The sequence below is a fragment of the Methanosphaera cuniculi genome, assembly GCF_003149675.1.
Taxonomy (GTDB): domain Archaea; phylum Methanobacteriota; class Methanobacteria; order Methanobacteriales; family Methanobacteriaceae; genus Methanosphaera; species Methanosphaera cuniculi.
The window spans coordinates 84,475-110,556 of record NZ_LWMS01000042.1 but is presented as its reverse complement, the minus strand read 5'-3'; the positions used below and the strand labels follow the sequence as shown (position 1 = coordinate 110,556).

Sequence of the window (26,082 nt, the reverse complement as noted above, 5' to 3'; positions counted from 1 at the left end):
AAATATACAAGGAGAATATGAATAACATGATACATGGAACAAAAGTACTAAAAGAAGGATTTGCAAAAATGACCAAAGGTGGAGTAATCATGGATGTTGTAAATGCAGAACAAGCAGCAATTGCTGAAGATGCAGGAGCAGTATCTGTAATGGCACTAGAACGTGTACCATCTGATATAAGAAAAGCTGGTGGAGTAGCAAGAATGGCAGATCCATCAAAAGTAATAGAAATAATGGATGCTGTAGATATACCTGTAATGGCAAAAGTAAGAATTGGTCACTTTGTAGAAGCACAAGTACTTGAATCCCTTGGTGTTGACATGATTGATGAAAGTGAAGTACTAACACAAGCAGATGAAGACTTCCACATAGATAAATCACAATTTACAATACCATTTGTATGTGGAGCACGTAACCTTGGTGAAGCACTAAGACGTGTAGATGAAGGAGCTGCAATGATAAGAACCAAAGGTGAAGCAGGAACAGGAAATGTAGTAGAAGCTGTAAGACATATGAGAGCAATACAAGGTGCAATACGTGAAATTGAAAATAAAACAGAAGAAGAACTCTGGCAAGTAGCACGTGAAATTAATGCACCACGTGATCTTGTAAAACTCACAGCAGAAGAAGGAAGAATTCCAGTTGTAAACTTCTCAGCAGGAGGAATAGCAACACCAGCAGATGCAGCACTTATGATGCAATTAGGAGCAGATGGAGTATTTGTAGGATCAGGAATTTTCAAATCAGAAAATCCAGAACTTGTAGCAAAAGCAGTAGTTGAAGCAACAGCACACTATGATGATGCAGATCTTATAGCTGAAGTATCAACAGATCTTGGAGAGGCAATGCCAGGTATTGATATAAACGACTTATCTGAAGAAGAAAGACTACAAAACCGTGGAAACTACATATAGAAAAATAGTATTTGTTTCACAAATAATCTCTCCTCCCCTTTTTTTTTATTTTCAACTTTTTTTATATAATTTAAAACAACAATTTTTTTTAGTATTAATATATAATGAAAAAGAACTTATAATTATTATAATAAATAAAAATACTAGACTATATATAAAATAAATAAAAAAATCATTTAAACTAATTTGATTTTATAATTTATACCACCCAAAAAAAAAATGGACTATATAGACCTAATAATTTTTTTGAGAGGATTAAGTTTTTATGAATGAACTTCAAGTTATTAAGTATGAAAATACATCAGATAAAATTAAACAATTAAAAAGTCAACTTCCAGAAGGAAAAATGACATTAAAACAATTATTTAATTTCTATGATGCAAGAGAACTTATAATGATACTTCTTATTGCTCCATTTCTTATTCCATTTTCAATTCCTGGAAGCAGTACACCATTTGGTATACTTATAATACTTCTTGCTTTGTGTGAAATTTTCAACAAACATTTTTATCTTCCAAATTTTGTTGGAAATTATGAACTTAGTCATGAGACTGTTGAGAAATTATTTGATATTATAATAAAAGCACTAGGATATATTGAAAAAATAGTGAAACCTCGTGGTAAGATGGTTAAATATCCAAAAGTTCAGAAGATTAATCTTTTCATGTGTATAATACTTTCAATACTATTATTTTTACCACTTCCAATTCCTTTCACAGATTTCTTTCCTGCGGTTTCAATATTACTGCTTTTAGTATCAAATATAGAAAATGATTCATATCTTATGATTTTAGGTTATGTGATGAGTGTTGTTACATTCTTTTACTTCTATTCTATGGGAAGTCTTGGTATTGAAATTATAATACGGGTAATTAACTATGCACTTTCTTATTTACACTAAAAAAAACACTTTTTTTTTTAATTTTCACATTCTTTTTCTTTTTTTTTATTTAAACAACTTAATTTCACCCTTTTATAGAAAATTTTTTTATTTTCATATATAAAATAATAATAATATCATAAAACAAAACTATTATACATATAAAATAAATTATTTTAACACAATAAATATAGGGATGTTTAAAAACTATGTCAAAATTTAACATGTATGTTAAGACAATTATACGAAATAATGAAGATAAAATACTTTTAATTCGTGAAAATCGTACAGATAATAAGGATCGATGGGATCTTCCAGGAGCACCACTTACAGATGATGAAAGCTTTGATGAAGCATTAATTGAAAATGTACAAAAACAGATTGGATACTATATTTATCCAAAAGAAATTATTGGAATAACAAACTACACACAATATAATAGTAAAAATCTAACTGTAATAATGGAATCTGTTTTCATCAATGGTGATTTAATACTTTCACATAACTACAGTGACTATAAATGGATAAATATAGAAGATATTAATAAATATCCACTTAGTCTCTGGCTTAATAATTATATTAAAACAAATAAAAATCCATTCCATGATGTTGAAGAGATAATTGATGAGCTTGATGATAAAATAGATGTACGTGATGCAATAATAGAAGAGAATATTGCAACAGAAAATCCAAACACATTTGAAGAACCACAGAAAAAAGTAGGACGTAGTCTTAAAAGCTCATTTGGACTATTTAAAGATGCTATTAAAAGAACATTCCACCCAAAACGTGCAAAAGTAGAACATACAGAGCCTAAAGAAAATCTCTATATAGACTATGAAAATACAGAAGATGAAATAGAATATGAAGGAGAATTCTCACAACAAGCACAACAATTCATTAACCAAAGTAGACATGAGGATGAGGTCATACTAACAGACAATAATATATCAGATGATGATATAATACTAACAGATAATATACCATCAGCTGATGAAATATTTCATAGTAGTGGTGATGAAATAATAGTAGAACATGACATAGAAACCATTATACAGCCAGATAGTAATGATGTGGTAGATGATACAGGAGTCATAAATCTTGATATGCCAAGTAGTGATGATGAAATTATTGTTGATAAAACACAAGAACTTCAAGATGAACTTGTAGATACAAAACCTGTAGATGAAATAAAAACAGATGATGATAATAAAAATAATGTAGAGGCTGTTAAATCATCAATAAAAGATCATGAATTTAAGATCATATCAGAAAATCAGGCAGTACCATATATTAGAAAAGAAAAAGAATCAGAAGAAAAAGTTAGCTTTAACTCAGAAGGTATAAATCGTCATAACTGGAAAGATAAACTAGATAAATTTAACAGAACTAAAGCTAATGATAAGAAAAAACAAGTACCACATCCTAAAGGAAAAAGATAATAAAACATGTATAATCCCTATTTAACCTCCCTTTTCTACTTTTAAATTTTTTCTCATTTTTTATTAAATTGATATAATGTTTATAGTATTATTCGAGAATATTAGAATATTTAAAAATAATAAAAAAAAGTAGTATGAGTAATATTATTTAAAAAAAATTAGTAAAAAGAGGATTATTTTTAAAGGATTTTATCCTCTCTTATTGTGTTGAGTTTTCTGTTGTCATATTTTGTGTTGTGTTGGTTATATTTTGTGCTGCTGGTTGTCCGTAGAATGCTGGTGCTAGGTTTAGGTCATGTAGTTTTTTATCTAAATCTGGGTTTTCTTTTAGTAAGTTTTGTATATCTGTGTATACTTGGTTTAGTTCGTTATTATTGTTTGTCATATCTGTTTGTACTTTATTTAGTGTGTTTTGTGCATCTTCTCCATTTTTTTCACCGCGTACATATTGTGCTATTGCATTTAGTGATGTTACGGTAAGATTTAATGATTGTGATTCTAGTGTTACTCGTTTTAGTTGTAAGTCTATGTATTTATGTTCTGTTTCATTGCTTGTACACATGGCTGATTCATTTAGTCTAAGTTGTTCTTCTGAGTATTCAGGAGTTAGTTGATTGTTTATTGTTGTCATTAGTGTATCTGCATCTGTTGAGTTTTTAGTATTAAAATCATTTATTGTTGATGTTATTCCTTCTTGTATGGAGCTTGCATTTTTCATTGTTTCATTGAAGTGCTCAGATAATAGGTTGTCCTGGTATGATTGATAGTATGGGACTCCAACTATGAGCAGTGCTGCTATTATTATTAGTACTCCAAGTAGTTTTTTATTCATATGTTTTTCACCTTAAAATATAGTGTTAATTATATTGATGTATTACTTTTATTATTAATAACACTTTACTTTAATAATATTCATATTATGATAAAAAAATGTGTATGATTAAAAAAACTAACTATTAATAATGATTGATGATAATATATAATACTATAAGAATTTAATTTAAGGGTATAAAATTTTTTTTTATAATTAATTTATTTTTTTTTAAACTTTTATAAAATAGGAATCTTACAAAATAAAAAAAAGAACTGGAAAAAGATAATTTCCTATAATAACAATTTAAAAAAAAATTTTGTTAGGAAGTTATGATGAATTAAGGATTTTTTTAATAAAAATTAAGGTGAATATATAATGGTCGATGATCAACAGGATTCAAGGTTGGAAATTTTGGATCGTATAAGAACTACAGTACAGGAAATCTTTGAATTAGAATCAGATGGACATAAAGATGCACGTGATTTATATTCTGATGAAATGGCTGGATTTTTCATAAAAACAGAGGATGGATCATACACACTACTATCAGAACAAAGAGAAAACCAATCAGAAACACTACATAGTATACATGGTGCAAGAACAGAAGCATTTGAAAAGTTTGTAATACCATCAAAATTAAAAGAACTAGCAGATGAAGGTGCAGAAGTAATAAAAGTACTAGATATTTGTAGTGGAATAGGATATAATGCATCAGCAGTACTTGACTATCTGAAAGATAGTAATGTAAGAATTGAAATTGACATGGTTGAATCATCAATAGAAACACTAGCAGCAACACTATTTGTACCTAACATATGTGAATCACACAGTTATATTAAAAAAGTAATAGAAAACTACCTAATAGAACATGAATATCTACAATTTAACAAAGTACTAAGTAGTCTTCCACAAAATATAACAATTAATATCCATGTATGTGATGCCCGAGAATATCTTAAAAATGCACCAGAAAAAGAATATGATGCAGTATTTCTTGACCCATTTAGTCCATCAAAATCACCAGAGTTATACTCAATTGACTTTTTTAAAAAACTTAAAGAATTCCTAACACCAACAGCACTAATACTAACATACACAGCAGCAAGTCCAGTACGTAGTGCAATAGTAGGGGCAGGATTATATATTGGTGAAGGTCCACAAGTTAAAAGAAGTGGGGGAACAATAGCATCAAGATTCCCAGATAATATAGATACACCACTATCATTTTCAGATGAAAAAGTAATATCACTAAGTGATGTAGGAGTACCATTCATGGATTCAGACTTATCTGATGACTTCTATACAATAATTGACAGACGACAAAATATCCGTGATCGTATACGTGGTGTAACAGTTTTTCCATCATCAAATAAACTACCAAGATACCTGGGCTTAGATCCTGAAAAAATAGAAGATAAAAAGCTACGTAATAAACTTAATAATTATGTGAAAGAAATGGGTTTTTCTGCTATTAATGATCCTAGAATTCTTAAAATATTACAAGTTGATCAAAATCTTCCAAGTCGAAGTCAAATTATAATGCTTGAGGAGAATCTTCACAACGTACTTGATGAAATGAAAAATGAAAATAGTAACAATGATGAATAAAAAAAAGAGAAGTAGTATAAAAAAAATCTTTTTTCTTCATTATCATTTTTTCACATAAAAAGAGTGAGAAAAATAATTTTATCATGTAATATACTTACCTTAATTTCTTTTTTTTTCCAATGTTTTTATAATATCGATAAAAATTCTTTAATGAATAATACTTTTTTTTGTAATTGATTTTTATAACTCCAAATTTAGGTAAAAAAAAGAGTCCTGCACATATGATATCTTTATCTACAGGACTTTAAATCTAGTATTTTATTTTTATTTCCCTTGTTTTAATTTGTTCTATTGCTGGTGTTGTTTTTATACTATTTTTAGAAATAAGTTGAAATTTTCAATTTTTTTAGAGTTTTATGTGAATGTGTATTGGCTAAACTTATTTCTATTTTTATTTGAACGTTTTATACTAATAGCACATAATTCTCCTATTAGATGTATGTTAATATCCCATGTTGGATCATTACTAGATTCGCTAATATAGAGAATGTTACAAATTGCATTTGTTATTTCTGTATGTGTATTTATTATGTTTTCATATGGGATGTATGAATCTTTGTGTATATTTATTTTAAATGTGTCTGTTGGTGTTATTTTGTATCTGATTTTTTCAATTATTGTGTATGATATATGATTAAGATTATTTATTGTACAGGTTACTTCTTTTATATCTTCTATTTTTAGATTTTCTGTATTTGTTATTTTAATTAGTTCATTAGGCTTTGGATATTCAATAAAGTATATGAATGGATTTTCTGTTTCTTTTAGGAAGTATTCATATTTAAGTTCATCAAGATGTTTTTCAAAATTATAAAGCATATTATCAAGTTGTCTTGGATTTTCTGTTTCTATAAATTTTATTAGTACTTCGTGTTGTATTTGTTTTTTCATAAATTAAATTAAAATTATTAACAATGTTTATTTATTTTCATATATTATATATAAAACATGTAATATTTAATATTTATCTTAAACATAAATAATAAATAAGAAAAATATATTATGAAAAACCAGAAAGGATTTATAAACATAGAACTAATAATTACACTCATCTTAATACTCATATTTTTAACTACAATAATAAACTTAAATTATCAACAATATGAAATAATAGATGAAACACAAAACAGAAAACAAGCACGCCTATTAGTAGATGACATAACACAAATTATAAACACACAAAACACACGCCCTGAAGGATATATAACCACATACACAATGCCTGATAAAATCAACAATGAAACCTACATACTAATTATAAATGAAACACACATATCAATTAACAGCCACTACCAAATCGCCTCAAGTAAACTACAAAAAACAAATATAAAACCCAAAAAACACATACTAACACCTGGAAATACATATCAATTTAAAACAAAAAACAAAACAATATACATACTTGATGAATAAAAATAAAACCTCATAAAAAATAACATAATAAAAATTAAAACACCATGAATAATAAAGGACAAATAACACTAGAATACATGCTAACCATCATCATAATAATCACCATCACAACCATAACCACCACCACAATAATAGATCAAAACGAACAAAACACAATACAAAACGCAGCACAAATAGGAGCACAAAATGGAGCTGATAAAAATGCATACGCAATATACTACAACGACACATACAACACATACTACAACGAAAACCTAAAACTACTAACATCAAATGAAATAAAAATAATACAAATAACAACAACAAAAACAAAAAACAACACAATTAAAATACATACAAAAGCACACACAACAACACTAAATACAAATGAAAAACAAAAAGCATCAGCACGAATAAACTACTATATACGAAAAAACATAATGCAAACATTCAATAAAAAAACAAGCAATATATACTATGAACCTGCATACTCAAATAACTACCAAATAAAAACCGAAGAAATACAATGGGTATAATATTATTAGTATTTATACATTTATTATCTTAAAAAATAAAGAAAAAAATAGTTAAAAAAAGGGGGGGGTGTTTAGTTCATAAAAGTATGATTAAATTAGCATTCCTTTACTTAGATATGCAATTATAATTCCTAAAAGTCCGAATAGTAGTCCTATTAACCATATTATGTGAACTACTTGTTTTTCTCGCATTGGCTTTTTAAGTACAGATCTAATTAAGGAGTTAAATCCTCCACTTGGTGCTATGAGTATCCCATCTTCTTTTACTATTGTTGGTTTATGGTTTTGACGTTCCATTACACCTGCACTTTTAAGTTTTAATATTCCATCTATAATATTTGGAATTAGAACTATGAATGCTATTATTTTAACACGTCCAATAAATGCTATTATTGCAATAGATGCACCTATTATAAGTGTTCCAACATCTCCTGGAAATACATTAGCAGGATATCTGTTATAAAATAGGAATGCTACAAGTGCTCCGAGCATAGAAAAAGATATGATTGCAACATCATACTTATTCATTATTATACATGAAAGTGTAAGACTTGTAAGTGCTATTACACCTAGTCCTGTTTCTATACCATTAAGTCCTGCAAGCATATTTGTAAGATTTGATGCTATACTTACAGCTATAGGAATACTTATCATGTAAAGAATTCCAACATTTGGTGGTGTAACCCACATAATAGGAAGACCTGCAATCCAGAGAAGTAATAATTTCTCTTTTGATGTAAGCATTATTAGATCATCAACCATTCCAATAATACCAGTTAGTAGTATTACAATAAGAGATATTGTAAGTTGACTCTGCCATGCAGGGTATAGATATACTCCCACCATTATTGCTATTGCAAAACCAAATAGTATTCCTATACCACCCATTTCTGCAACTTCAGGCTTTGTGAATTTATGTATATCATGTCCTACTATGTTTGCCTGTTTAAGTCTTCGTATTAGTGGTGGCATCACTGTAAATGTCATGATAAATGCTATTAGTCCACATAATCCAGAGGTTAGGAGAAGTTGTGATATTTGCATGATTAGTTTTCTCCTTCTATATTGGGATTATTTTTCTTATCATTTTTTAGAATATAATAGATGGTACGTACTGGTATATCAAGAAGTGATGATATGGTTTTTACTGATACATCATTTTCTCGTAGTTCAAAGATTTCACGTTTGGTTTCATCTGAATACTTAGATTTTAGACCTTGTTTTAGTTTCTTATTTTTCAGATAGTATACTGTTTTTACATCTATATGTAATCTTTTAGCTATTGCTTTAGGATTTAGTCCTTCATCAATCATGCTATTTATTTGTGATTTTAGATTTTCATCGTATTTTTTTGGACGTCCTCGTTGTTCTATTACTGAAATTTTTATACCTAGTTCTCCTAGTGCATCTAGATATGTTTCTGATGTTCTTTCATATAGACTTTGTGGACATTCAATTTCTTCAAGATCAGGATTATTATCGAGTATCTCAATAATAAGTCGTGATGTTAAGGTTTTATTAACATGTATTTTTGAACTCATTAGAGTCCCTCATTTTATTAATTATATTATTTTTTTTTAGTTGTGTTTCTATGTTTTTTTTCTTATTTGTTAATTATTTCTAAGAACTTTTTAGCCTTATTTGTTGATGGCTTTTCAATTTTCTGTAAAGAAGCCTTTTCTTTTGCAGCTTCTTCAGGATCTACATAGAGTAGTTCTGCTGCATGGTTAAGTGACATGTTTGTCTTATTATTAAGAGCTATTGCTCCATATACTTGTTGTGGTGCTTTAAGATGTAAGTTTTTACTCTTATTTTCAAGTTCTCGTTTATACTGCATTGTTTCTTTCATATTATTTATTACATCAATGTTTTCATCATTATCTTTTAGAAGATCAACAACATCTTTTGCAAATACATTATCAAATACCTTAAGCTGGTTTGAATCTAGTGTTGCACGAAGGTTTGGGAATGGTCCTGCATAGTTGTTTCGACGTGTTTCTGATGTACTAAGATAATACTTGAAGATATCCCATAATATTAGGATATTTGGTGTTTCAATGTAGTAATGTTTTTTTATTTCGGCTTGTTTTTTAAGATCTTCTTGTAAGTTACGATCAAGTACATGATCTTTATTCATAAGATTTACTTTTTTAAGTTTAACATACTGAAGTTCTTCTTCAAGTTCTATACGTTCTTCAGCCTCACGTGCAAGACGACCTGCATCTTTACGAGCTTCCTCAGTAAGTTGGTTGTATGTATGGATACGTTGCATATTTGAAATACTACGTGGTATTATATTGTTAATTTCTTTATTTACAATATTTTCTGAATATTGCAAGTATGCTATTGCAAGTGCGTTTTGTACGTATTTATCATTGATTAATGATGGCTTTTTATGATGGAATTGTAGAAGTTCAATACGGACATTTGGACCATATCTTTTACGTAGTTCTAGTTCATAGTTGGATTCATCTGCATAGTCAATATTTACCTTCTTAGATTGCCATTTACCTGTTTTTTCATCCTTAATTTTTGCAATTACTGTTACACTTTTTACACGTCCTCTTTTTTCTTGACGCATAATTTTTATGATTTTACGGTAAGCTTCAAGGCTGTAGTTGGTAAGTTGGGAACGTTTAAGAAGATATTCACCACCTAATGGAAGATACTTTATAAGTTCAAGTCGGTATATTCCATTAGGGTTGTGTGATAGCTCAAATTCGGATGATCCACAATTGCTACATTCATGGTTAATTACTTCTAGTTCATCTTCATCATATTTTAAGATATCTTCAATTGTATTTTTCTTATATTTTTGTCCACATTTTTTACATGTGATTTGAGCATATTCTTCTAAGTGACCTATTGCTATTTTATGTGATGCAATAGCAGATTTTACCTGATCTAGAATGTTTTTCTTATTTGATGCTTTTGTGTGGAAATATTGTGCATGACGTGACTGGTCATATACATCATCTGGAATTATATCTCCATTATTTGAACTATTTCCTTTTCCGTAACGTTTAAGGGCACTGTATGGGGATGTGAATCCTCGTATTTCCATTTTGTTACGTGTTATTTGTAGTTTTTTTAGATTTGATTTTAGATAGCTGTAGTTTTCAAAGAAACCTTCAAAGTCTTCGATACTTTCTGCAATTACTGGTTTTTTTTGTATTTGTTTAAGAAATTTTTCACTCTGTGTCACTAAGAATTCGCTCATTTTATATGTTCACCTACTTTTCCTTCTGTTGTTAGAAGTTCCATACTATCTGTTGCAAGTAACATTCCATTTGATTCTACACCAAAGAGTTTTGCAGGTTCAAGGTTTGCAACTACTATTACTTTACGATCTACTAATTCTTCTGGATCATATTTTTGTGCTAGTCCTGCTACTACTTGACGTATTTCATCTCCTAGATCTACTTGTACTTTTAATAGATTTTTTGATCCATCTATACGTTCTGCTTCTTTAATTTGTCCTACTACTAATTCTACATTTCCAAATTCATCTATTGTTATAAGTTCACTCATTTTTTCATCTCCTTTTTCATCTTCTTGTGTTACTTCTTCTTCTAGTTTTGCTAGTTTTTCTAGTTGTTTTTCTATAACTTCATCTTCAATTTTCTTAAATAATGGTTTTGCTTTTCCTATTTCATATCCTGATGGTAGGAAGTTTGTTGCTTCATCCCATAGTACATCTGGTGTTCTTTCATCATACTTCATAAATCCTGGTGTGTAGTCTTCTGGCATATTTAGTACTTTTCTGATTTTTGCTACAGTTTCAGGTAAGTATGGTCTTAGTACAATACTTAGTGTGTGTACTAGTTGATTGGATAGATATAGACATGCTTGTGCTGATTGTATGTCTTCTTTTACCATTTTCCATGGTTTTTTATCATTGAAGTATTTATTTGCATTTTTAGTTGTGTTCATAATTTCAAGTAAACCATCACGGAATTCAAAGTTTTCTATTGCATCTGATACTCGTTTTGGTAGTGACTTGATTTCTTCTTCAAATGCTTTATCTTCATCTGACATAGTTGTGATTTCTGGTATTTTATTATCAAAGAATTTCTTTGTAAATGTAAATGTTCTGTGTATGAAGTTTCCAAGGTTATCTGTTAGTTCATTGTTTATTCTTCTTTGGAAGTCTTCCCATGAGAAGTCTGTATCTTTATTTAATGGTGCATTAATTGTAAGATAATATCTTAGCATGTCACTATCAAAGTTTTCTAGGAAGTCTTTTACCCATACAACCCATCCACGACTTGTGGACATTTTTTGACCTTCAAGAGATAGGTATCCTCCACCTATTACTGAGTATGGTAGTTTCATTTGGTGTCCCATTAGCATACTTGGCCAGAATATTGTATGATGGTAGATTATATCTTTTCCAATGAAATGTACTGCTTTATCATCCCAGTATTCATGCCAGTCTTTATCATGTTCATCTGCCCATATTGCAGCTGATGATAGATATCCTTCAAATGCTTCAGCCCAAACATATAGTACTTTGTCTTCTTCTCCTTCTATTGGTACTGGTATTCCCCATTTCATATCACGAGTCATTACCCAGTCTTTTAGTCCATCTTTTATCCATTCACGTGCAAAGTTTTTAACGTATGGTTGTAAGTGGTTGTTTCCATTTATCCATTCATTTAATGGTTCTTGGAATTCTTCAAGTTTAAAGTAGTATTGTTTTGATGCTTGTATATGTGGTGTTGAGCCACATATTAGACAACGTGGTTCTTCAAGTTCTACTGGATCAAGGTGTCTTCCACATCCTTCACATTGATCTCCACGAGCTTCAGATCCACAGTATGGACATATTCCTTCAACATATCTATCAGGAAGACTTCGTTTACAACTATCACAGTATAGCTGATCTATTATTTTTTCATAGATGTATTCATCAGCATATAAGTGTGTGAAGAATTCTTGTGCTATTTCATAGTGTTTTGGGTTGGTTGTTCTTTGAAAACTATCAAGTGATATGTCAGCAGCTTTTAAGTCATCACCTATTAGTTTATGGTAGTAGTCTGCTATTTCTTTTGGATCTCTACCTTCTTGTTCTGCACGTACTGCTATTGGTGTTCCATGTTCATCTGTTGAACATACCATTATGGTGTCAACATCATTCATACGATTATATCTTGCATAGATATCAGCCGGTATGTATGTTGAACGCAGATGTCCAAGGTGACATGCACCATTAGCATAAGGTAGAGCACATGATATGAATAATTTACTCATTATTTTAATTTCTCCTCATTTTTTTTTATAAGTAATTTAGTAATTATGTTTATAAAATTATTTTTTTTCATAATATATCTAAAGTTTAAAAGATATCTTTTCCCCTTTTTTTTAGTATATATATTGTTTTGTTATAAAATTTTATTAAATAATAAATATATTATAGAATTAATTGCATATTAAATTAACTAGAATTTATTACAATATATATTTACAATCGTACTTTTTATTCTATATTTGAAATATATGGTATAACCTAATTTAATTAAAAGAAAATATTCTAATTTTTTGAATAAATTAACCTTTATAGTATAAAAAATATATACTATAACTATCATGACAGAAACATCATACATAAATCCATTTAGTAGTGAAGCTAAGAAAATTGTAAGTAAACTAGGAAATATAAACAATCTCAATAAACCTGATACTACATTAAAAAGTATTATTGAAATGACTAGAAATCAAGAACTTAAAAAAGAATTACCTGAAACAATTAAACAACTAGCACTAAAGAAGTATGAATGGGCATTAAATCGTAAATTAAAGGATTATGATCATAGAAAGTATCAGTACCTTTTTAATCCAGAATTATATGAATATGATGTTGTATCATTTTATTTATTATGTCAAATCATAGCAATGGAATATGGGTCAGATTCATATGAGGCTAATGAAGTACTACAGATGCAACATGATCTGATAACTCAACGTCTTGAAAAGATAGCTGTAGATACACCAGAACTACTTAGTGTAATACTTAATGAACTAACAGATACATCTAATCTCTACTGGTATGATATAAAAGAAATTCTACAAATAGGTAATATTGAATTTAATAAACTATTACTTGTTAATGGTCGTATTATCATAGAATATGATGACTTCTATGAACAATTTGCAGATAAAATAGAAGGACGAAGACCACATGATATCTACCAGATTGTAGCTGGAAACTTCATAAAAATAAGACTCATAACAAGCTATATAACATACTACATGAAAGAATATATGAAAAATGTAGATGAAATGTCAAAAAAACAAGTTGAACCAAATCCACTAATGAAACAGGCAGCTGAAGAAATACGCAAAATACAAGTTAAAACTGATGAAATAAAATATAAAAATCAACCTAAAGGATCATTTAGTGATGATAAACCAACACCATATAACCCTGAAGCATTCCCACCATGTGTAAAAGAATGTATTAAAGGAATTAAAAGTGGTGGACGAAACGATGCAATAGTACTATTTCTAACACCATTTGCATCATATGCCAGATTATATCCAGGAATATTTTCACAAAAAAAACAAGTAAAAATAACAGATGTAGATCCATCACTTAACATAACACATGATCAGGTAATACCACTCATATATGATGCAGCACAATCATGCAGACCACCACTATTTAAAGATCAACCACAAGAGAAGATAAACATCAATGCAAAATTAGGCTTTGGAATGCATGATGAACTTAAACGTGAATATGAAGGAGAAACACACTGGTATACACCAATGAGTTGTGATAAAATAAAACTACACATGCCACACATATGTAAACCTAATAAAGATTGCGTGAAAATAGGAAATCCACTAACATACTACAATAGAATGCGAAAAATAAAACAAAAGGGAGGACAATAAATAAAATGGAAATAGAACTAAAACCTGCAACATACAGAGAACGAACATTATACTACAAAGAAGAATGGGATGTAAATGATATACCAGATTTTATACTAAATTCTTTATACTCACGTGAATTTGGATTTGATCACATAGGACAAGGACCAAATGATCGATATAAAACATTCACAGATCCACTACGACTTAAAAGATTTATGAAAGCAAAAAAGCCATTTGCAGCCTACACATCAGTAGCATACTATGATAAACCAGAAAAAAGACATGGATGGGAAAAAGCAGAATTTGTATTTGATGTAGATGCAAAAGATATACCAATTAGAACATGTGAATGTAAACCAGGAGAAGTATGTGATAAATGCTTAAAACAGGCAAAAGAAATAGTACTAAACATAGGTGATATACTAAAATCAGATATAGGATTTAAAAATCTAAACTATGTATACTCAGGACGAGGATATCATCTAAGAGTACTTGATGAGCATGCAATGGATATGAATAGTGAAATGCGAGGAGAAATAATACAATATGTTCTAGGTGGAAAAGTACCAGACATGGAAGATGCCAAAAAATTAAGATATAACAAGTTTAATTCATATACACTTTCATTTGCTTATTATCAAAACTTTAAAAACTGGATGAATTATACAATACAACACCTAAAGAAGGATACACCAGTAGATATAGATGAAAAACTCCTAAAAGATACAATAAAATATAAAGATGAACTACCAGATCACTGGGGATTTTTCACTCAAGATATAGGACCAATCAGATATAAAAAACTTCAAGAACAAATAGCACGAACAAATCTGGCAATAGCAGATACAAAAGTATCAATTGATCTTAAACGTATATTACGACTTCCATCAACACTTCATTCAAAAGTTAGTATGAAGTCAATGTTAATAAAAAATATTGAAACATTTGACCCATTTGATAAAGCTGTGCCAAAATTTGTTTATGAAAGAAAATAATAAAAAAAAGGGTGTGTGGGGGAGTAGAAGTTTTAAAACTATCGTTCTATATTATAATTAGGATGTAAGTATAAAAATATTTCATCTATATCCTCACATTTAGCATCATTATCAATAAATTCATCAACACCAGATAAATTATAGCCTGTATTTATTATTTCTTCTTTTATATTTTTTCCAAGCTTTAAAATACTCATATTTTCAGGTTTAAGTACTTCATTTATCATTTCATTTACTGTTTTATATTTACGTGGTGATATGTTAACATATTTATCATTCATGATAAATGCATCAGGATATTTATTTTTGAAATTTTGTGAATTTATTTTATCTGCAATTCGTGGACCATTATGTATTTTTACATCAGGTAATATATCATATTCATATTCAAGAATAATATAAGCCTTATTATCATGCAGGTAGTATGATGTGTTAAGAAGACTAAAATCATACATTTCACTTACACGTTTAAGTGAGTTCATTGTCTTATTTACCTGTGGATATATTACATCTGTAGGTAGATCTGGTACACTTATTGATAGAATGTAGCATTTTGTTTTTCGTTTTTTAAATACTTCTTTAAGTTCACATGTTGTTGTGTTTATTTCATGTTTCTGGAAGAATTTAAGCTTATCTTTATCCTCTAGAAAGTTTCGTGCTGCTATTATAAATTCATTAAATTTTTGTATACTTAGTGCTGCTGCTACATTTCGATTTTTATCAACTGGATCAATAACTATTAGTGGATCTTTAAAATTACCGGAAGTACCATATTCTTCAAGATCAATTCTAGTCATATTATGCCAATTATTTGCAGCATTATATAATACGTTTTCAAATGTTTTATATTCAAGTATTAACAGTTCACATAGATATCCTGAAAATCCACTTACCTTATAGTTTGCACCATATGTATTTACACAGCTCATAAATTTCTTAAGTAGTAGTACTTCATCTGCTTGTTCATCTGTAAGGTGTGATTGTATATAATCTGTGTGTAGTATTGTACGATCTACTGCTGATTTAAGTTCAGATGAATCTTTTATACGATAGCATGGTACAAAGTCTATTTCATATCCATCAATAAATCCTGTAATATATGGATGTGATGCAAAGCGTAGTTCTGATTTTCCATTTAATGTTTCAATACAATGTTTTCCAAATTCAAGACCATATTTTTTAAGTTCTTCTTCATTAAAGCTAAGATCAAATGTCATAAACATATCAATGTCTGCTTTGTTTATGAGTGATGTTTTTTTAGCCATTGAACCTACAAGACGACAGTTTATATCTATATTTTTATCTTTTGCATAATCTAGTATTATGTTAGATAATGTTTGGCTAAATTCTTCAATTTTACGTCTTTGTTCATCTGATGGTTTTATTGTTTTTAGAATTTCATTATATATTATGATCCACTCCCAAAAGTTTTTTTTTAGTGTAAATTCTTTTTAGAAAAAATGTAGTTTTTTTTATATAAAAAAAGTAAAAAAAAGGTGGGGAATTAGTTAATGTTCATTTTTTTCATTGTTTTCGTGCTGTTATGATTGTTATTGGATTTAATGCTTTCATCATTACTCCACGTTCTAGCATTACTCCTTTTGATACACAGAGATTTACAACTTCAGGTTCAGCTCCCAGATCTTTAAGCATTCGTACACTATCTGTTGCAGTTTCAAGTACTATTGATGTTATTACAATTTGACCTCCTACAGGTAGTCTTATGTATGCTTCTTCAATTATATTATCAAGATTTCCATTACTTCCACCAATCATAATTCGGGTAAAGTCATCTATCTGATCTAATGCTTGGAATCCTTCTTCTTGGATGAGTTCTACTTTGTTTTCTAGTCCTAGTTTTTCAAGATTCGTACGTGTTGTTTTTATTGCATCAGGATTAATATCTACACTAAATACATTTTTTGCACGTTTTGCAAATTCAACTGTAAGTCCTCCTGTTCCACAGCCAATATCTACTACTATATCTTTATCACTGAGTCTCATTTTACTTATTACAAGTGCTCTGATTTCTTCTTTGGTTGGTCCTGGTACTTTTTCTGTTTTGGTAAATTCTGCATCTGGTGTTATATCAAAATACATTTTTTATTCTACTCCTTTAAAGTTATTTTTTTTAGTTATTATTTGTTTATTGTTTCCATTTAGTAAAAAGGTTGTTATTAATATCTAGTATGTCAAGTATTTTTCCAATAATAAAATCTACTTGTTCTTCAATACTTTCTGGTTTATGGTAGAATCCTGGCATTGCTGGTAGTATTATTGCACCTTCCCGGCTTAGATTTGTCATATTTTCAAGATGTATTGTTCTTAGTGGAGTTTCACGTGGTGATATTATGAGTGTACGTCTTTCTTTTAATGTTACATCACATGCTCTGGTTATTGCATTATCACCATAACCATTAGCAATAGCAGATAATGTTTTCATACTACATGGTATTATTACTGTTGCATCAACTTTAAATGATCCACTATTTATTATTGCAAATAAGTCATTTTCATTATATGTATAACTTGAAATTTCTTTAATATAATCTATTGTATAGCTAGTTTCATATTCTATAATATCACATGCTACATCTGATATTATCACATGAGTTTCTATATTATTTTTATTTAACTCTTCAATTAAACGAATACCATAAATTACACCACTGGCTCCTGTAATTCCAACAATAACACGCATAATACTAAAACCTCCTCCATTTTTTTTGTTTTATAGTTTAAATTCTTCTACTGTTTCATAAATAGGTCCTGATGGTGTAAGAGTACTTGATTTAAGAACAAGCTTATTTACATCTACTTTACCATAATATTCACGTTTTACACTCTCAAGTGCTTCATATAACATTTTCTTATCTTTAATATTTTTAACACGACCAAGTGTTATGTGAGGTTTATAACTTTTTTCTTTTTTAAAGCCCAGATTTGAAAATTCCATATCAAAATTCTTAAGAAGTTTAGTTGTCATATCTTCTTTATCTTTAAGAGTTGTCCATATAACACGTGGATTATGAAAATTAGCAAAAGCACCAATACCTACAACTTTACCAGTGTAAGGTTTAAAATCATCTTTAGTATCATTAATACAATGTGTAATCTGATTTAACTTTGTATTATCTATATCACCAAAGAATTTAACAGTTAAATGCATATTTTGTTTTTCAACCATCTTAATTTTACCAAAATCAGGATTATCAAGTTTTTGTTGTGTTTTAACTAATTTATCTACAACATAATCATTAAGTTCTATTGCTAGAAATGCTCGCATAAAATATCAGCCCAACTTATCATTTTTTTTTCATTAATATAAATTAAATAATACTATGTTGTTTTTCATAACATAATAAGATATACATATAAATTTTTTCAAACTAAAAAAAAGAGGGCTAATAAAAAAAATAGTTAAAAAACTTAAAATAAAATATATTTTTACAGATAACTTATTATTTAGTTAAAATAATCTTAAGATGTGTTTCATCGAAAAAATAAGACAAATTTATATAGAAATGAGAATATAACTATTTATAATAGGAGAATATTATAAATATCCTTTTTTTTACTTGAAAATTTCAAAAATCTTTATTCATATCATTCTAATTATAGCTTCTATTATTAAATAAATAATTGGAAATAGGTGGAGGTTTCTCTAAAAAAAGAATTAATTTAAAATGAATAAAGGTTATGAATAATTTTCATAGTCTTCTAAAATTTATTTTAGGGGGTTAATAATTGAAATTTTTTTAAAAAATATTTTACTTTTTTAAAAAAGTAAAAAAAAGGGGGTGATCGTATGGATTTTGAAATCCTTATGGGATTACTCATAAGTTTTTTATCATTCATGCTTTCAATATATAGGATGATAAAACAATAAATTAATTGAGAAATCTCCATCTACCAATTATTAATAGATTATTTCTATCTACTTGAAAAGTTAATAACTTATATTATTTATAGTTTATTATAATTTGTAGATAATTTAGTACTAGTTTTAAATTCATTAATTATGATATGAATTATTTTTGTATAAAAATATTATTAATTGAAAGAATTTCTTATTTTTTAATAATATTTTCTTTTAAAAAAAGAGATTTGAAAGTTTTATAAAAAAAATGATTAAAGAATAGTTCTAAAAAAAGGATAAAAAAAGGGGGAATTTTTAAAGTTTTTATTCCCATATCTTATTTTTCTATTATCTGCTCTTCGATTGCCATTCCGAAGTGTCTTGCTCCTTCACTAAAATATGCTAGTACTTTGTCTCCTACTTTAAGTTTGGATACTGATATTGGTTCTTTTTTATCTGTTACAAGACGTATTGTTTCAGCATTTTGTACTAGTGTTCTTATTTTCATACCTTCATATTCTGCTTCTATCATGAGAAGTGGACGTTTTTCAATTTTAGAACGACCAACAATAGCAGTTGAAGCTACACCATCAGCATTTACTGTTAGTACTTCATCTCCTGCTTCTAGTTCTGATAGGTAGCGTGTTTTGTTTCCTGGTGTCATTACATATGCATGTACAGCTCCAGCATTTACTCTAAATGGTCTTGATGCTACATATTCATTTTCTAGACTTTCACTGTGTATTAAAAATAGTCCTGATGCAAATGATCCTACTAGTATTCCTTCACCTACATTCATCATTGTACATGTATCTACACATACACGATCTCCTATTCCTACAGATTCAATTTTTGTTACTGTTGCACTTTTAAGATCATATGTTTCTTGTGCTGTTTTTTCGATAAGTTCTCCTAGTTTTCGTATTTCATTTCCATCATTTGATGATAGAAGTACTCCATCTGATCCATGTTCCATGGTTTCAAGTGCAAGTTTTGCTTCTTCATAGTTTGCTACATCTACCATGATTTTTGAGTTACGATTTTGAAGACTTGCAATGATGTTTTCAAGTGGAATTACTTTCCAGTTTTTTCCTTTTAGGATGATATAGTCAGCTACAGTTCCAAGTTTTGATACGAGTTTTTCATCTTCTTTGTTGTTAATTTCAACATATGCTGCTACTTTTTTATCTTTTAGTTTTTCACGATTTACATCTTCAATTGATATTTTTTTATCTAGTCCTATAAGTGTTATGTCTGCATCTTCTTTATCTGAGATGATTTTAACATTTCCTAGTTCTTTGATTGTTTCAGCATTGTCAAAGTCTACTATTTCATCAAATCCTGCTTCTAGTGCAGCGGTTATTGAATCTTTACGGTCTTTCCATGTACCATTTGGTCTTATCCATGCAAATTTCATAATATTTTAACCTCTCCATCTTTTTTTTATATAAAAAGTTTTTATTTTTTAGGATAATAGATCTATTTTAGCATTTCTAGTGCTTCATCTGGTGTTGCTTTGTTATGTACTACTTCTACTAGTGCTCTTGTTATTTTTGATGGATCTTTTGCTTGGAATATGTTACGTCCAAATGCTACTCCTGCTCCACCTACACTTATTGCATCATGTACCATTTCAAAGAGTTGTCTTTCTGTTTCTATTTTTGGTCCACCTGCTATTATTACTGGTACTGGGCATCCATCTACTACTTCTTTGAATGTGTCTGGATCTCCTGTGTAGTTTGTTTTTACAATATCTGCACCTAGTTCTGCTCCTACACGTGCTGAGAGTTTTACAACATCTGGGTCGTGTTCGTTTTCTATTTTTGGTCCTCGTGGGTACATCATTGCAAGTAGTGGCATTCCCCAGTCGTCACATTCTTCTGCTATTCTTCCGGTTGTTTCTAGCATTTCTGGTTCTTTTTCAGATCCTATGTTTACATGTACACTTACAGCGTCAGCTCCTAGTTGTATTGCTTTTTCCACACTTGTTACTTGTACTTTGTGGTATGGGTCTACACTAAGATCTGTACTTGCTGAGAGGTGTACGATTAATCCTATGTCTGATCCGTATCCTCTGTGTCCGTTTTGTACCATTCCTTTATGCATTAATACAGCGTTTGCTCCACCTTCTGCTATTGAGTTGATTGTTTTTGGCATGTTTATTATTCCAGGTAATGGTCCACCGGATATTCCATGATCTAGTGGTGCTATAACACATTTTCCTGTTTTACGGTCTATTATACGTTCTATTCTAATTTGTTTTCCTATCATTGTTAAATTCCCCATTTTTTATATTTAATCTTATATTGTTCTTTTTTTTTATTATAGTGAAAAAAAATTAAAAAATGTATCTTGTTTTGTAAATTTTACATTTTTTTTATTATTTTTTAATAAAAATTTATTTTTTTATTAAATAGACTAGATTATATTTATTATTTATTTTTTTGTTAATATTTTAATTTTATTACTCTATTAAAAAAATAATCATAATATTATTTTTTTATCTAAATTGTTTTGGTGTAATTGCATGTGCTGATGATGTAAGATATCCTTCATCTGATGTTATATTATCATCTGTGGTTGATGAGTTAACAAAATCCATTAATCCTCTATTTCGTATTAGACTAAGGCGTGGTTTTAGTATTGATGACCACATGAAAATACCTTAAATACAGTATCAGGATGATATCCTCCTCCAAGATCTACACATAATACATCTATTTTATCATCTTTTGATGCTTGATCATATATTACTTGTTTATCACGTACATCTGCTTTTTTAAATATGATATTTTTATATTCTATATTAAGTTTATTCATAGCTTGTATACTTTCAGGACTATTATCATATGCATACACACTACCATCTTGTGCAAGATTTGATATTATCTTAGTTGATGTTCCTATATGACATCCTAGCTCTACTACGTTATCTAGTAGTTTTATATTATCTATCATATCTTGTTGATAGTCAGATCTTTCATAGCTTATTTTTATCAATTACTTAATACTCCTGTTGTTTTTTTATTGATTCTGCTGCTAGTACTCCTGTTGAGTATGCTTTTTGTAGATTAAAGCCTCCACACATTCCACTTCCTTCAATTAGTTCTCCTACTATGTAGAGGTTTTTAACTATTTTTGATTCACAAGTGTTTGGATCTATTTCTTTTTGTTTTATTCCACTATTTCGTACTAAGGCAAGGTTTTCTGGTATTTCTTTTACTGTTAATTGGTTATTTTTAAGCTCCTCACATAGTTTATTTCTTTGTTTTCGTGTTATTTGATTTAGTATTGTGGTTTCATCTATTTGCATATGTTCTAAAAATACTGATGTCATTTTTCCTGGTAAAAATTCATGAATATATCGTTTTATTCCCCAGTTTGGATGTTCATCAAAGTCTTTTTGCATTTTAGATAGTAGTTCATCATATGATATGTCTGGTATAAAATCAACATGTGCTATTATTGTTTTTCCATTTTTTAGTTGTATGTCAACATAGCTACTTGCATCATATATTTCATTACCTGATAGTCCATTGTGTGTGAAGAGTATTGAACCTTCTATTTTTATGAGGCTTTTTTTTCCTACTTTAAAGTCTATTTTTGCATCTAATGATATTCCAGCTAGTTTGTTTATCCATGTTTCTTTGAAATTTATGGGAGCAAGACCTGCAAGTTTTATTTCAGGTTTGCTATGTCCTAGTTTTATTGCAAAACGTAGTCCATCTCCATTTGATCCGGTTTGTGGGTATGCATCTGATCCTGTTGCTAAAATAACATTATGTGCTTTTATTTTCTTGTTGTTATTGATTGTTATTGTAAATGTTTTATCATGATTTTGTATAATATCTGTTACATTTGCATTAAGTAATTGTGGTGTTTTAGTTTCTAGTATTTTATCTAGTGTGTCATGTACTGTTTTTGCTTTATCTGTTGTTGGGAAGATTTTTACTTTATCTTCAATTTTGGTTGTACATCCATTATCATTTAATAGTTGTATTATATCTTCATAGAAGAATGTTTTAAATGCACTTCGATAGAAGTTTCCTGTGTATTGATATTTTTTGATATATTCTTGAAGTGGTGAGGTATTAGTTATATTACATCGTCCTCCACCTGTTATTAGAATTTTTTTACCAATTGTTGTGTTTTTTTCAATAAGTATGCTTTCAGGATCATTAAGATATATTGCTGAGAGTATTCCACTTGCTCCTGCTCCTATGATTGCTGTGTTATATGTTTTCATCAAAAATTTATCTCCTATGCTATTTTTTTTTAAGTAAAAATAAAGTGTAAAATTATCTTTTTTTTTATTCTTCATTTAGGTTATACATTATTCTTATTGAATCAAGTAATCCATGTGCATATGCTATACATGCAAAAGATGTGAGTGAATCACCAATTTTCAGGTAATACTTTGTATCTTCATAGTAGCGTTTTGCCATATCTTTTACAAGTACTTCTTTATCTGTTAAGTTAAGTTCATCAACAGGTTGTATGTTTTCTTCAAATATTCTTAGATCTTTATCTATACGTTCTTCAGGTTTCATATAAAAATAAAATCCCCTTTTGTTATAATTTTATATAATATGATTATAGTTTATTTTTTTTATTATTTGTAAATTTATAATATAATAGTAAAATAAGAAATTTAAAAAAAATATGGTTTGATTATTAAATTTATGCTGTTAAAAAAAAGGAATAATTAAAATTTTTTTAATAAAAAAAAAGTTAAAGAGTGTTAATTTATACTAAAAATAGTATAAAAAAAAGGTGGTAGGTAGATGAAAAAAAAAAATAATTTCCACTACATATATCATCTTTTTTTCTAGTATAAATTAATCCAGGTATGATATACTCTCTGAAGTACTGTTATATAGCTTAGTACTGTGAGGATTGCTATTGCTGCAAACATAATATTATGTGATCCTCCCATGAGTGATGCGAGTGTTGCACCAATAACGATGATAAGAAGACGTTCTGCACGTTCTGCAATACCAACACTACATCTTATTTTCTCATTTTCAGCACGTGCTCTAACATAACTTACAGTCATTGATGAATGTATTGCAAGAGCTCCAAGTATTGCATCAATATAACCACTATAAATTAATCCTATAAGAATAGCAGCATCTGCAAATCGGTCACATACTGAGTCTAAAAATCCGCCAAAGCGTGTTTTACGATTATGAGTACGAGCTATAGATCCATCTATTACATCACATGCTCCACTTATTAGGATAAAAATAACACCAGCAATAAGATTACCTGATGCAAAAAATACACCAGCAAGAATACTAATAAATAATCCAAGAAGTGTTATAATATCAGGATTAATATTAAGTTTAGAACCAATTATTGCTGTGATTTCATTAGCTTGTGGTCTGAGTTTATCATTTATCATATTTTATATATTTATACATATTGATTATATAATAATTATTAGAAAAAAAGATAAAAAAAACATAGAATAAATTCTATTAAATATTTTTTAGTTATAAAAAAATAGAATCTTATAAATACAAATATATATTTTTCAGAGGGATATTAGAAACTCACATTTTTTTTTATTTATTCTATAAAAAAAATAATAATTAAAGGAAGTTAAAGGAGAATTTTATGGCAGAAATAATAGAAAATCCAACAGATGCACAGATAGATGAAATTATCACACAAATGCATGATGGTAAAATAATTGTATATCCAACAGATACAATCTATGGAATAGGTGCAAATATCTTTAATGCTCAGGCAATACGAAAAACATTCTATGTAAAACAAAGATCAGTAAATAAACCACTATCAATAATAGTACATAACAGACGACAAATAGATGAAATAGCATACACAAATCCAAAGATAAATAAAATACTAAAAAAACTATTACCAGGATCTTACACCATATTACTTAATAAAAAACCAATAATAAATGATATGATAACAGCACACATGACAACTGTTGGAATAAGAATACCAGATAATCAAATAACATATAAACTAACACGAGATTTTCCAATAACCACAACAAGTGCAAATATAACACATAAGCCAACACCAGATAATATAATAGATATACAAAGACAACTCAAAGATAAAATAACAACATACATAGATACAGGAGTAATGGCTGATAATACACCATCAACAATAATAGATCTAACACAACAATATCCTAAAATAATAAGAGAAGCAAAAACAGATAATAATATAGAAAAGATTCTAGAAATAAAATTATACTAAAAAATAAAATAATATTTTTAATTTTATATCAATACACTACATAAAAAAATATATGTAAATAAATGTGCTAGGAGGAATGAAGTTATAATGGTAGTTAAAGATAAACAGGGACGCGAAATAAAAGTAGGAACATATGTAATATATCCAACCACAGGAACAATAGGTGAAGTTCTAGATATGGAAGAAAAAGATGGAGAAACATGGGTATTATTACAATATGATGAACTAACACGTCTATGGTATAATACAGATTATCTTCAAGTAACAGATAAAAAGTATAAGAAAATTGAAGAAGAACGTGATGAATCAGAAATTGATACAGAAGAAAGACTTAAAGATCAACTAGATAAAGCAATGCCTAGTGAATTAAGTGATGATGCTGTAGGAGGAGGATAAGACTATTAATTTTTAGTCTTATAATTTCCCACCTTAAAATTCTACTTTTTTTTTAAAATTAGATTAGAAAAAATTTTTAATATTATTTTTTTTTCATCTAAAAAAAAGATATAAAAAAAAGATG

Annotated in this window: 27 protein-coding genes; 10 read left to right on the top strand and 17 right to left on the bottom strand. The window is 28.5% G+C overall.

From position 1 onward, the window contains the following. Nucleotides 1-26: 26 nt before the first annotated feature. The 3 genes from pdxS (at nucleotide 27) to MSCUN_RS06070 (ending at nucleotide 3,236) form a co-directional block, all read left to right on the top strand. Complete coding sequence (pdxS, locus tag MSCUN_RS06080) at nucleotides 27-914, top strand: pyridoxal 5'-phosphate synthase lyase subunit PdxS (RefSeq protein WP_095608759.1); 888 nt, start codon at nucleotides 27-29, stop codon at nucleotides 912-914. A 265-nt stretch (nucleotides 915-1,179) separates the two neighbouring features. Beyond that, on the top strand, nucleotides 1,180-1,815 hold the full coding sequence (locus MSCUN_RS06075) for an exopolysaccharide biosynthesis protein (RefSeq protein ID WP_095608758.1): 636 nt from the start codon (nucleotides 1,180-1,182) through the stop codon (nucleotides 1,813-1,815). A gap of 188 nt (nucleotides 1,816-2,003) precedes the next feature. After that, entirely contained in the window at nucleotides 2,004-3,236 is a 1,233-nt protein-coding gene (locus MSCUN_RS06070) for an NUDIX domain-containing protein (RefSeq protein WP_095608757.1), read from the top strand. 199 nt (nucleotides 3,237-3,435) lie between these two features. Here MSCUN_RS06070 and MSCUN_RS06065 read toward each other — a convergent pair whose 3' ends face one another. Beyond that, nucleotides 3,436-4,068 carry a hypothetical protein gene (locus tag MSCUN_RS06065; protein WP_095608756.1) on the bottom strand — a complete coding sequence of 211 codons (633 nt, stop codon included), beginning with the start codon at nucleotides 4,066-4,068 and terminating at the stop codon, nucleotides 3,436-3,438. A gap of 357 nt (nucleotides 4,069-4,425) precedes the next feature. On the opposite strand from MSCUN_RS06065, the gene MSCUN_RS06060 reads away from it, so the two are divergent. Next, the gene (locus MSCUN_RS06060; protein ID WP_095608755.1) at nucleotides 4,426-5,658 is read left to right on the top strand and encodes an MnmC family methyltransferase; all 1,233 of its coding nucleotides are present in this window, start codon (nucleotides 4,426-4,428) and stop codon (nucleotides 5,656-5,658) included. 354 nt (nucleotides 5,659-6,012) lie between these two features. On the opposite strand, the gene MSCUN_RS06055 is transcribed toward MSCUN_RS06060, so the two are convergent. Then, on the bottom strand, nucleotides 6,013-6,549 hold the full coding sequence (locus MSCUN_RS06055; protein WP_095608754.1) for a hypothetical protein: 537 nt from the start codon (nucleotides 6,547-6,549) through the stop codon (nucleotides 6,013-6,015). A gap of 111 nt (nucleotides 6,550-6,660) precedes the next feature. Between MSCUN_RS06055 and MSCUN_RS06050 the strand changes: the two genes are divergently transcribed. Together MSCUN_RS06050 and MSCUN_RS06045 are read left to right on the top strand one after the other, a co-directional pair. Continuing rightward, the gene (locus tag MSCUN_RS06050) at nucleotides 6,661-7,071 is read left to right on the top strand and encodes a hypothetical protein (RefSeq protein WP_095608753.1); all 411 of its coding nucleotides are present in this window, start codon (nucleotides 6,661-6,663) and stop codon (nucleotides 7,069-7,071) included. Between the two features lie 44 nt (nucleotides 7,072-7,115). Then, nucleotides 7,116-7,586: a hypothetical protein gene (locus tag MSCUN_RS06045; protein ID WP_095608752.1), complete on the top strand. Its 471-nt coding sequence runs from the start codon at nucleotides 7,116-7,118 to the stop codon at nucleotides 7,584-7,586. 90 nt (nucleotides 7,587-7,676) lie between these two features. On the opposite strand, the gene MSCUN_RS06040 is transcribed toward MSCUN_RS06045, so the two are convergent. The 4 genes from MSCUN_RS06040 to metG form a co-directional block, all read right to left on the bottom strand. Continuing rightward, the gene (locus MSCUN_RS06040) at nucleotides 7,677-8,633 is read right to left on the bottom strand and encodes an MraY family glycosyltransferase (RefSeq protein WP_394338956.1); all 957 of its coding nucleotides are present in this window, start codon (nucleotides 8,631-8,633) and stop codon (nucleotides 7,677-7,679) included. Beyond that, entirely contained in the window at nucleotides 8,633-9,127 is a 495-nt protein-coding gene (locus MSCUN_RS06035; protein WP_095608750.1) for a resolvase, read from the bottom strand. The genes MSCUN_RS06040 and MSCUN_RS06035 overlap by 1 nt, the downstream gene beginning before the upstream one ends. A gap of 62 nt (nucleotides 9,128-9,189) precedes the next feature. Then, nucleotides 9,190-10,806, bottom strand: a complete 1,617-nt coding sequence (locus MSCUN_RS06030) for a DUF530 domain-containing protein (RefSeq protein ID WP_095608749.1) — start codon at nucleotides 10,804-10,806, stop codon at nucleotides 9,190-9,192. Further along, a complete protein-coding gene (metG, locus tag MSCUN_RS06025; RefSeq protein ID WP_095608748.1) occupies nucleotides 10,803-12,839 on the bottom strand; it encodes a methionine--tRNA ligase in 2,037 nt (678 codons plus the stop codon). The genes MSCUN_RS06030 and metG overlap by 4 nt, the downstream gene beginning before the upstream one ends. Nucleotides 12,840-13,175: 336 nt before the next feature. Here metG and MSCUN_RS06020 point away from each other — a divergent pair, with 336 nt between their 5' ends. Continuing rightward, entirely contained in the window at nucleotides 13,176-14,486 is a 1,311-nt protein-coding gene (locus tag MSCUN_RS06020; protein ID WP_095608747.1) for a DNA primase, read from the top strand. 5 nt (nucleotides 14,487-14,491) lie between these two features. Next, nucleotides 14,492-15,463, top strand: a complete 972-nt coding sequence (priS, locus tag MSCUN_RS06015; RefSeq protein ID WP_095608746.1) for a DNA primase catalytic subunit PriS — start codon at nucleotides 14,492-14,494, stop codon at nucleotides 15,461-15,463. 38 nt (nucleotides 15,464-15,501) lie between these two features. Here priS and cca read toward each other — a convergent pair whose 3' ends face one another. From cca to pgsA, 11 genes are all read right to left on the bottom strand, one after another. Continuing rightward, complete coding sequence (gene cca / locus MSCUN_RS06010; RefSeq protein ID WP_275542265.1) at nucleotides 15,502-16,860, bottom strand: CCA tRNA nucleotidyltransferase; 1,359 nt, start codon at nucleotides 16,858-16,860, stop codon at nucleotides 15,502-15,504. Nucleotides 16,861-16,987: 127 nt separating this feature from the next. Next, nucleotides 16,988-17,563: a precorrin-6Y C5,15-methyltransferase (decarboxylating) subunit CbiT gene (cbiT, locus tag MSCUN_RS06005; protein ID WP_095608744.1), complete on the bottom strand. Its 576-nt coding sequence runs from the start codon at nucleotides 17,561-17,563 to the stop codon at nucleotides 16,988-16,990. Nucleotides 17,564-17,609: 46 nt separating this feature from the next. Further along, the gene (locus MSCUN_RS06000) at nucleotides 17,610-18,164 is read right to left on the bottom strand and encodes a UbiX family flavin prenyltransferase (RefSeq protein ID WP_095608743.1); all 555 of its coding nucleotides are present in this window, start codon (nucleotides 18,162-18,164) and stop codon (nucleotides 17,610-17,612) included. A gap of 30 nt (nucleotides 18,165-18,194) precedes the next feature. Continuing rightward, a complete protein-coding gene (thpR, locus tag MSCUN_RS05995; protein WP_095608742.1) occupies nucleotides 18,195-18,749 on the bottom strand; it encodes an RNA 2',3'-cyclic phosphodiesterase in 555 nt (184 codons plus the stop codon). Nucleotides 18,750-19,659: 910 nt separating this feature from the next. After that, nucleotides 19,660-20,739: a 3-dehydroquinate synthase II gene (locus MSCUN_RS05990; protein ID WP_095608741.1), complete on the bottom strand. Its 1,080-nt coding sequence runs from the start codon at nucleotides 20,737-20,739 to the stop codon at nucleotides 19,660-19,662. Nucleotides 20,740-20,801: 62 nt separating this feature from the next. Continuing rightward, nucleotides 20,802-21,593, bottom strand: coding sequence for a 2-amino-3,7-dideoxy-D-threo-hept-6-ulosonate synthase (locus tag MSCUN_RS05985; protein WP_095608740.1), 792 nt, complete (start codon nucleotides 21,591-21,593; stop codon nucleotides 20,802-20,804). 229 nt (nucleotides 21,594-21,822) lie between these two features. Further along, complete coding sequence (locus tag MSCUN_RS08415; RefSeq protein WP_245837648.1) at nucleotides 21,823-21,978, bottom strand: hypothetical protein; 156 nt, start codon at nucleotides 21,976-21,978, stop codon at nucleotides 21,823-21,825. Beyond that, on the bottom strand, nucleotides 21,960-22,322 hold the full coding sequence (locus tag MSCUN_RS08410) for a class I SAM-dependent methyltransferase (protein WP_245837647.1): 363 nt from the start codon (nucleotides 22,320-22,322) through the stop codon (nucleotides 21,960-21,962). The genes MSCUN_RS08415 and MSCUN_RS08410 overlap by 19 nt, the downstream gene beginning before the upstream one ends. Before the next feature lie 4 nt (nucleotides 22,323-22,326). Beyond that, nucleotides 22,327-23,568 carry a BaiN/RdsA family NAD(P)/FAD-dependent oxidoreductase gene (locus tag MSCUN_RS05975; protein WP_170104094.1) on the bottom strand — a complete coding sequence of 414 codons (1,242 nt, stop codon included), beginning with the start codon at nucleotides 23,566-23,568 and terminating at the stop codon, nucleotides 22,327-22,329. Nucleotides 23,569-23,632: 64 nt separating this feature from the next. Next, nucleotides 23,633-23,872, bottom strand: coding sequence for a DUF357 domain-containing protein (locus MSCUN_RS05970; protein ID WP_095608738.1), 240 nt, complete (start codon nucleotides 23,870-23,872; stop codon nucleotides 23,633-23,635). A gap of 278 nt (nucleotides 23,873-24,150) precedes the next feature. Continuing rightward, nucleotides 24,151-24,726 (bottom strand): archaetidylinositol phosphate synthase, encoded by a 576-nt coding sequence (gene pgsA / locus MSCUN_RS05965; protein WP_095608737.1) that lies wholly within the window; start codon nucleotides 24,724-24,726, stop codon nucleotides 24,151-24,153. Between the two features lie 215 nt (nucleotides 24,727-24,941). Between pgsA and MSCUN_RS05960 the strand changes: the two genes are divergently transcribed. Both MSCUN_RS05960 and MSCUN_RS05955 read left to right on the top strand, forming a co-directional pair. Further along, nucleotides 24,942-25,562 (top strand): L-threonylcarbamoyladenylate synthase, encoded by a 621-nt coding sequence (locus MSCUN_RS05960; RefSeq protein WP_095608736.1) that lies wholly within the window; start codon nucleotides 24,942-24,944, stop codon nucleotides 25,560-25,562. 87 nt (nucleotides 25,563-25,649) lie between these two features. Next, nucleotides 25,650-25,958, top strand: a complete 309-nt coding sequence (locus MSCUN_RS05955; RefSeq protein ID WP_095608735.1) for a DUF2098 domain-containing protein — start codon at nucleotides 25,650-25,652, stop codon at nucleotides 25,956-25,958. Nucleotides 25,959-26,082: the final 124 nt, after the last annotated feature.